Source organism: Bacillus sp. (in: firmicutes), assembly GCA_017656295.1.
Lineage (GTDB): Bacteria > Bacillota > Bacilli > Bacillales > JACDOC01 > JACDOC01.
Map to the genome: position 1 here is coordinate 140,324 of JACDOC010000005.1, position 8,525 is coordinate 148,848.

At 40.8% G+C, this 8,525-nt stretch carries 7 protein-coding genes; all 7 read right to left on the reverse strand.

Annotated features, from left to right (window positions below; all coding sequences use genetic code 11):
* Nucleotides 1–323: 323 nt before the first annotated feature.
* The gene (locus tag H0Z31_07040) at nucleotides 324–716 is read right to left on the reverse strand and encodes a hypothetical protein (GenBank protein ID MBO8177191.1); all 393 of its coding nucleotides are present in this window, start codon (nucleotides 714–716) and stop codon (nucleotides 324–326) included.
* Nucleotides 717–1,207: 491 nt separating this feature from the next.
* On the reverse strand, nucleotides 1,208–2,074 hold the full coding sequence (locus H0Z31_07045) for a 2-oxoacid:ferredoxin oxidoreductase subunit beta (GenBank protein MBO8177192.1): 867 nt from the start codon (nucleotides 2,072–2,074) through the stop codon (nucleotides 1,208–1,210).
* On the reverse strand, nucleotides 2,075–3,814 hold the full coding sequence (locus H0Z31_07050; GenBank protein MBO8177193.1) for a 2-oxoacid:acceptor oxidoreductase subunit alpha: 1,740 nt from the start codon (nucleotides 3,812–3,814) through the stop codon (nucleotides 2,075–2,077). It abuts the gene before it with no gap.
* Nucleotides 3,815–4,003: 189 nt separating this feature from the next.
* On the reverse strand, nucleotides 4,004–4,957 hold the full coding sequence (locus H0Z31_07055) for a dipeptidase (protein ID MBO8177194.1): 954 nt from the start codon (nucleotides 4,955–4,957) through the stop codon (nucleotides 4,004–4,006).
* A 175-nt stretch (nucleotides 4,958–5,132) separates the two neighbouring features.
* A complete protein-coding gene (gene spoVS, locus H0Z31_07060) occupies nucleotides 5,133–5,393 on the reverse strand; it encodes a stage V sporulation protein SpoVS (GenBank protein MBO8177195.1) in 261 nt (86 codons plus the stop codon).
* Nucleotides 5,394–5,531: 138 nt separating this feature from the next.
* The gene (locus H0Z31_07065; GenBank protein MBO8177196.1) at nucleotides 5,532–6,332 is read right to left on the reverse strand and encodes a TIGR00282 family metallophosphoesterase; all 801 of its coding nucleotides are present in this window, start codon (nucleotides 6,330–6,332) and stop codon (nucleotides 5,532–5,534) included.
* A 379-nt stretch (nucleotides 6,333–6,711) separates the two neighbouring features.
* Entirely contained in the window at nucleotides 6,712–8,274 is a 1,563-nt protein-coding gene (gene rny, locus H0Z31_07070) for a ribonuclease Y (protein MBO8177197.1), read from the reverse strand.
* Nucleotides 8,275–8,525: the final 251 nt, after the last annotated feature.

Genomic DNA, 8,525 nt, shown 5'->3' on the forward strand with positions numbered 1-8,525 from the left:
TATTTTTTACCACTCTTTTGTCAAGTTACTTTTTCTCCCGATTAAAAAAACCGTTTGCTCCAAAAGCAAACGGTTTTTTCAAATTATTGACATATTCGGTGTTATTATAGGCTGTATGAACCTACGCACCAATAGTATTCATATCATCTACTTTTGTATCACATACCTTTCACGGAGCTCATAAGCAGAGGAGCCATGTTCAACAAAATCCACAATTTTACACTTAATCATTTAAAAGCTTTTAAACGAAATTTGAGGGGAAGGAGATGGAAGTGATGGCTAGAAGAAGAAAACTAATAGAACTTTTGGTATGGTGAAAAGACTTAAGTAAAATTACGGAGGTCGCCGTCTTCATCAGTATTCCGTCCGCTGTCACCAATTTCAGAATCCTCTACCACAATACCTTCTTCGCTGTTACTTTCTCGCTCTTTTTTAGCCATCTGTCCCGTTTGATTTACGTTTGGTTCGACTTCTTTAGCGATCTGTCCGCCTTGACTTACGTTTGTCCCACGCTTTCCACTAATCTGTCCGCCGCCAATTGCTGATAGTGTAACACCAGCCTTGCCGCCTTGATTAGCAAGATTATTGTTGTTGTCATTGTTGTTGTAAATATTAATGTAAATGTTGAGTTCAATGGAAAAACCTTCTAAGTTATATTTAAAGGAGGCAGTTTTTTCTACATTTTCATCATCATAGTCGTTTTGATGTCCAGGCACAAGCATTTTTTCTCCTATTCTCACTTGAATATGATGGCCATCCTATCACGGCAATATAGTTGTCCACACTCTAATACTATTCGATATATATAGGTGTTTAACTTTGATCAACCTGGGAGAATAGGTAGGTCCAAACCTGTTAACACATTGTTTTGAGGATGAGGAGGCTTTCGTAAAGGTTGATAATAAACCTATTTTCCTTTTTATCTATGAAGGTTCCTCTTCTTCAGCGCTCTGTTCGCTTTCTTCAGAACCACCACCTGCTACGATAGTCCCTTTTTCGATGTCATTCTCTCCTTCTTTTTTAGCAATCTGTCCCATTTGATTTGCGTTTTGTCCCATATAAGTAATATATTCTCTGCTCTCCTTCTAGATTGAACGGTTGTCCACTCTTTAATGCCTATTTTTGATAAGTGTTAGAGAGTAGACAATAAAAATTCCAATCCACGTCCTTGTAATAAAAAAGTGCCCCTTTTAAGGGACACTTCTTCTTACATAAATTCGGCCACTAGTTCTTCAAATTTCTTTTCGTCAAGCTGTAAGTCCATTTTAGCTAACGGCTCTTCAGCATAGCCTTTAACAAGCTCTTGGTAAGACGGTTGGGACGTGTTTTGATAAATAAGGCCCGTTACTAAACCATCGTGTTTCATGAGTGTTTGCATCGCCATTTCACGATTGGATGGGTCGTACCCTTCAATATCACTTAATTTCGTTAAGTTTTCTTTAAACCATTCATACGTATTGACTTTGTTGTAAGTCACACATGGACTAAACACGTTAATAATGGAAAATCCTTTATGCTTGATTCCTGCTTCAATAAGCGCCGTTAATTCTTTTAAATCAGAAGAAAAGCTTTGGGCAACGAAAGTCGCACCAGCTGTTAACGCCATTTCCATTGGGGCAAGAGCTGGTTCAATAGATCCTGCCGGTGTTGATTTTGTTTTAAAACCGGCAGCCGAACGCGGAGATGTTTGCCCTTTCGTTAATCCGTAAATTTGGTTGTCCATGACGATGTACGTAATATCAATGTTGCGTCGAATCGCATGAATCGTATGGCCCATACCGATCGCAAAACCGTCACCATCACCACCAGATGCAATGACCGTTAATTCTTTGTTGGCCATTTTTAATCCTTGGGCAATCGGTAAAGCCCGACCGTGAATACCATGAAAGCCGTATGAATGAATGTAACCGGAAATACGGCCTGAACAACCAATCCCTGATACAACGGCGAGTTGTTCTGGCTCTAATCCAACGTTTGCTGCCGCACGTTGAATCGCCGCTTGTACAGAGAAGTCGCCGCATCCTGGACACCAGTTCGGTTTCACATTGTTACGAAAATCTTTAAAAGTAGCCATCTACAACAACTCCTTGCTACGTTGATGAATTTCATGCGGCAGGAATGGGGTTCCATCGAATTTTAAGATGGATTGAATTTTTTGCGCATAGCCGACATTCATTTTAATAATATTGGCTAATTGGCCAGTCGCATTGTTTTCTACGACCACGACTCGTTTTGCTTTTTCCATGAGCGGCGCGAGTTCTGCTGTTGGGAAAGGATGGATGAGACGAATATGAGCGTGGTTTACTTTTACACCTTCTTGTTCAAGACGTTCCATCGCTTCTTCAATTGCCCCGCGCGTTGAGTTAAAACCGATAAATAAAACATCAGGTTCTTCGTGTTTTACGTTTTTCGCAATTGGGTTTGGTATTGTTACGTTTGCTAATTTGCGCATTCGTTTTTCCATTTGCTCTTGTCGATTTTTCGATGCCTCTGACGGTTTACCCGTTTCATCATGTTCCACACCTGTTACATGATGAATTCCGTTTTTCATTCCAGGTAGGACCCGTGGGGAAATTCCATCTTCCGTCAGTTCATAGCGTTTAAAGTATTGTTTAGCTTCTAATTCTGGAAGCTCTGATTCATCTTGCACAAGTTTTCCACGGCGAATTTCCACTTTGCTGAAGTCAAGCGGTTCAACCGTTTGTTTACCTAAGGAAAGCTGCAAATCTGATAAAACAATTACTGGACACTGATACTCTTCTGCTAAGTTAAATGCCTCAACGGTATCATAAAACGCCTCTTCGGCTGTACTTGGGGCAATGACAATTTTCGGAATTTCCCCATGCGTACCGTAAATCATCGCCATTAAATCGGATTGTTCTTGTTTTGTTGGAAGTCCCGTCGAAGGACCACCTCGTTGTGTATCAACAATGACTAACGGCGTTTCTGTCATACCAGATAAACCGATGGCTTCCATCATTAATGACAATCCAGGACCTGCAGATGCAGTAAACGCACGAATACCACCGTAGTTGGCACCAATCGCCATTGTCGCTGCGGCAATTTCGTCCTCGGTTTGAATGACCGTACCACCAACATCAGGGAGCTTTTTAATTAAGTATTCCATAATTTCTGATGCTGGTGTAATTGGATAAGCCGCCATTAAACGAGCTCCGCCGGCTAAAGCTCCAAGTGCAATTGCATCATTTCCGATCATAAACATTCGTTTTTTTCCATCAGCTTCCGCTAATTGGAACGTTTTATCGTCACCGATAAGCTCCTTCATCGTTTCAAAACCTTTTTTAATGGCTTCCATATTTTTTTGAACCACTTGATCGCCTTTTCGTCCAAAAATTTCTTGAACGACATCTTTAAAATGATCAATTTTTAAATTTAATACTGCACATGTAGCTCCGATTGCGACCATGTTTTTCATTAACGATGTGCCGAGTTCAGTTGCAATCTCGGTAAATGGAACGGAAAATAATCGTACGTTTGTGTCCTCCGGTTTTTCTGGGTTAAACTTGGCATCTGCTATAATGATCCCTTTATCGTGCAATTCTTTATAGTTCACATCAATCGTTTCTTGATCAAAGGCCACTAATATATCTAAATCGTCAGCAATCGCCCGAACAGGTTTTGTACTTACACGAATTTTATTATTCGTATGTCCCCCTTTAATACGGGACGAGAAGTGACGATAACCATATAAGTAATATCCTAAGCGATTTAAAGCAAGGGAAAAAATCTCGCCGGTACTTTCAATTCCTTCACCTTGCTGCCCGCCAACTTTCCATGAAAGCTGTTGTTGCATCGTACGACACCCTTTCTTCTAAACAAAAACTCTATGACATAGTTTATCATTTTTCTCTATAAATCTCTAGAAAATAAAAAAATAGAGGTGTATAAATTTACAGAAAATTATTCCAAATTCATATTTAACCTTCATAAATTCGGGCTTTTAAGATTTAATTAAAATACATTTGCGCGTATAAAAATAAAGTTATACACCTAAACCTTCGACTGGAAATCGGTCAACAAAGTTTTGATATAAAAATTTCACCACTTGACTTTCAGAATAATACTTTTGCAATTGGTTTATCAATTGGTCATAATAACGATACGATTCTAAGCCTAAAGTCGGAGAATCGATGCCATCAAAGTCCGACCCAAAACCGAGATGATTTTCTCCTCCAAGCGAACAAATATACTCTACATGTCTTAACACATCATCAATCGTTGCTCTTCCATCTGTTCGTAAAAAATAAGGAACAAACGTTACACCAATGACACCATCTGCTTCGATAAGAGCACGAATTTGCCTGTCTTTTAAATTCCGAGGATGTGGTGTGATGCTTGCACAATTGGAATGGGTGGCCACTGGATGCTTGGCGATTTCGATGACATCCCAAAATGCTCGTTCACATAAATGAGAAACATCTGTCCATATGTTCCACTGATTCATAACATCTAACACTTGTCGGCCGAATGACGTTAGTCCTGCCCCTCGGGGTTCTAATGCTCCATCTGCCACTGCATTGGCCCAGTTCCAGGTTAATCCAACCGAACGAACCCCAAGCCGGAAGAGTGTGGTTAATTTTAGGAGGTCCTCTTCAATCGGTTCGCACCCTTCAAGCGTTAAAATGGCTCCTATTTCATGATCCTGTAACGATTCGATATCACCTTTTGATCGAACAAGTTTCAAGTTTGGGCACGGCCGTAACACTTTTTCATAAAAATCATCCACCATTTGTAACGCGATTTGAAATCGGTCATGTGGATGAACATCATGGGGAACGAATATAGCAAAACATTGGACTTTTGCCCCCGCTTCTACAAGCTGAGGATAGGTGACATGCATCTGCTCTCCTTGGTGAAATTGATAGGTTGGATCTTTGTACATTTGAAAAAGTACATCACAATGGGCGTCAAAAATTGGGTATGTTTGTGTAGTCATCCTTTTCCCCTCTTCCCAGTTCAATCAATTTGCTCTATTTTTTTACTTTCTAAGTTTTTGTAACCATTCATCAACATGGCTATATTCCTTTTGAAATACATATATCAACTAGTACAAAAAATACCTTAAAAAATGCCTGTTTGCATTCCGCAAACAGGCACCTGTCAGGGGTAACCTACCGCGGTTCCACGATCAATTTAATAGCGGTACGTTCTTCCCCTTCAATTTGAATATCAGTAAAAGCAGGAATACAAATTAAATCTACACCACTTGGAGCTACAAAACCTCTCGCAATGGCTACCGCTTTAACCGCTTGATTGAGGGCACCAGCTCCAATCGCTTGAATCTCAGCAGCTCCCCTTTCACGAAGAACACCGGCAAGTGCACCAGCTACAGAATTCGGATTAGATTTTGCTGAAACTTTTAATATTTCCATTTTTGTTCCTCCTTGTCATTTTCCCCATACCGAATGTCCATTAAGAGTGACACATATGGTAGAAACGATTCCATTGCTACTATATTCACCCATCTCCGAACATATGCCTGCTTGGACAAAATTTTGGAGGAACCTTTTTTATTCAGAAATAAACGGATGGTCGTCGTTAATTAAAATTCGGTTGATTTGCGTTGCCTTCCCCGTTTTATCATCTACATGAATGAGGCAAGCACTAAGCTGTCTGCGACCTTCTTTCGGTACTTCAAACCGAACCGGTAAGCTCGTTAAAAACTTCCGTATAACTGCTGTACGTTCCATTCCTAATATCTCATCGTAAGGACCCGTCATCCCCACATCTGTCAAATATGCGGTTCCATTCGGTAAAATACGGTTATCAGCCGTTTGAACATGCGTATGCGTTCCTATAACCGCTGACACTTTTCCATCCAAGTACCAGCCCATCGCTTGTTTTTCGCTCGTTGCTTCCGCGTGAAAATCAACAAAAATAATTGGTGTTCGTTCTTTAGCAACGGTAACTAACCTGTCAGCTACGACAAATGGGTCGTTGAGAGCTGGCATAAACGTCCGCCCTTGTAAATTGATGACCGCTACTTCTATTCCGTTCACTTTCACAAATCGCATCCCTACTCCTGGTGTTCCTTCAGGAAAATTTGCTGGACGTACAAGATATTTAGCGTCATCAATAAATTCAAAGATTTCTTTATTATCCCAAGCATGATTTCCAAGGGTAATGACGTGTGCTCCAACGTCTAATAATTGTCGGTAAATTTTTTCCGTAATGCCACGTCCTCCTGCCGCATTTTCACCATTGATGACCGTTACATCAGGACGATATTTTTCCTTTAATCGTGGAACATATTCTTTTACCATCTCACGGCCAGGAGATCCAACCACATCTCCGACGAATAGAATTTTCATGTAAATGCCCTTTCTACAGTTTTTTTCTTTTTTATTGTAACATAATTGTAACAAGTTTCTCTATGCTCATCTATTTATGTATAGGCTATGTTATATGTCATTGTTGATTTTTAGCAAGACATGAAGCGAAAGGAGGCGACTCCAGCGGGAACAAGAAGCCGCAAGACCCTTACTTGAGCGTAGCGAAGGATGCGGCTTCCTGCTTGCCCGCGGAAAGTGTCCGCCACAAGCGTAATGTATAAATATCAACAGTATCGTTTAACAGACATTCATGCCTATTGCCATTGGCACATCGATGAATGAAATAACAGTAAAAGTTATCCACAGTTATTTTAGGGTAGAGCCTATGTATAAAATAAAACGGTGGAAATCCACCGTTTTATTTTGCGTATTCAACAGCTCTCGTTTCACGGATGACTGTAACTTTAATATGACCAGGATAATCAAGTTCTTCTTCAATGCGTTTACGGATGTCACGAGCAAGACGATGTGCTTCAAGATCATCGATTTGCTCTGGTTTTACTATGATACGTACTTCCCTACCTGCTTGAATGGCATATGATTTTTCTACGCCATCATAGGATTCAGAAATTTCTTCAAGTTTTTCTAGACGGCGAATGTAATTCTCTAACGTCTCACTACGTGCACCTGGACGTGCTGCCGACAACGCATCGGCTGCGGCCACAAGAACAGCAATGATAGACGTTGGTTCTGTATCACCATGGTGGGAAGCAATACTATTGATCACGACTGGGTGTTCTTTATATTTGGTTGCTAATTCCACCCCAATTTCTACGTGGCTACCTTCAACTTCATGGTCGACGGCTTTACCGATATCATGAAGCAAACCAGCACGTCTCGCAAGCGTTTCATCCTCACCTAATTCGGCTGCTAAAAGACCGGCTAAATAAGCTACTTCCATCGAATGTTTAAGAACGTTTTGTCCGTAACTTGTACGGAACTTCAAACGCCCTAATATCTTGATTAAATCTGGATGAAGCCCGTGAACTCCAACTTCAAAAGATGTTTGCTCACCAATTTCACGAATGTGTTCATCCACTTCTCGCCGAGCCTTTTCCACCATTTCTTCAATTCGCGCTGGATGAATACGTCCGTCCTGAACTAGTTTTTCAAGGGCAATTCGAGCCGTTTCGCGACGAATTGGATCAAATCCAGATAAAATCACCGCTTCTGGCGTATCATCGATAATTAAATCAATACCTGTTAACGTCTCTAACGTGCGAATGTTTCGACCTTCACGCCCGATAATGCGACCTTTCATTTCATCGTTTGGTAAGTTGACAACCGATACGGTTGTTTCGGCCACATGTTCCGCCGCACAACGCTGAATCGCTAGGGAAAGAATTTCTTTCGCTTTTTTATCCGCTTCTTCTTTCGCCCGCGTTTCTTGCTCTTTAATCATCACGGCAATATCGTGGGCTAATTCTTGTTCGACACGCTCTAGAATAATAGCTTTTGCTTCTTCGCGAGTGAGACCCGAGATGCGCTCCAGTTCAGCTTGCTGTGTACGTATCATCTCGTCCACTTTGCTTTCCATCTCTTCAATATGTTGTTGTCTTTCGTTCAGAGATTCCTCTTTCTTTTCTAATGCCGCTTCCCGTTTATCTAGCGTTTCATCTTTTCGATCGAGGTTCTCTTCTTTTTGCAATAAACGATTTTCTTGTTTTTGCAATTCGTTTCTTCGTTCACGAAGTTCTATTTCCGTTTCTGTACGAAGTTTATGAATCTCATCCTTTGCTTCTAATAGGGCTTCCTTTTTTAATGCTTCCGCCTCGCGCTTAGCATCATCTAATATTTGTTCCGCTGCACTTTTCGCCCCAGCAATCTTTTGTTCAGCAAGGATTTTTCGAATGAAATAACCAACAACTACACCGACGATTAGGCCAAGCAAAATGGAGATGATGTTGTCCGTTCCACCCATCGCATTCACCTCCTTCTTGCTATGAACTTCTGTCATGTTTTACACATGTCGGCTGGTACATTGTTCATGGTCAATATACAGCGCAAAGGCATGTTTCATATTCGAAAAAAATGTCAAATATACATACTAATTTTAAAACTGTGGTATTTTCTTGTCAAGTGAAACTCCTTGCACGATTGAGTCAAGTATTTGTGGGCAGTTTTTTTCTCCCTAACAATGAAAGCGGATTCACTATTTTAGGGTACTCTCTT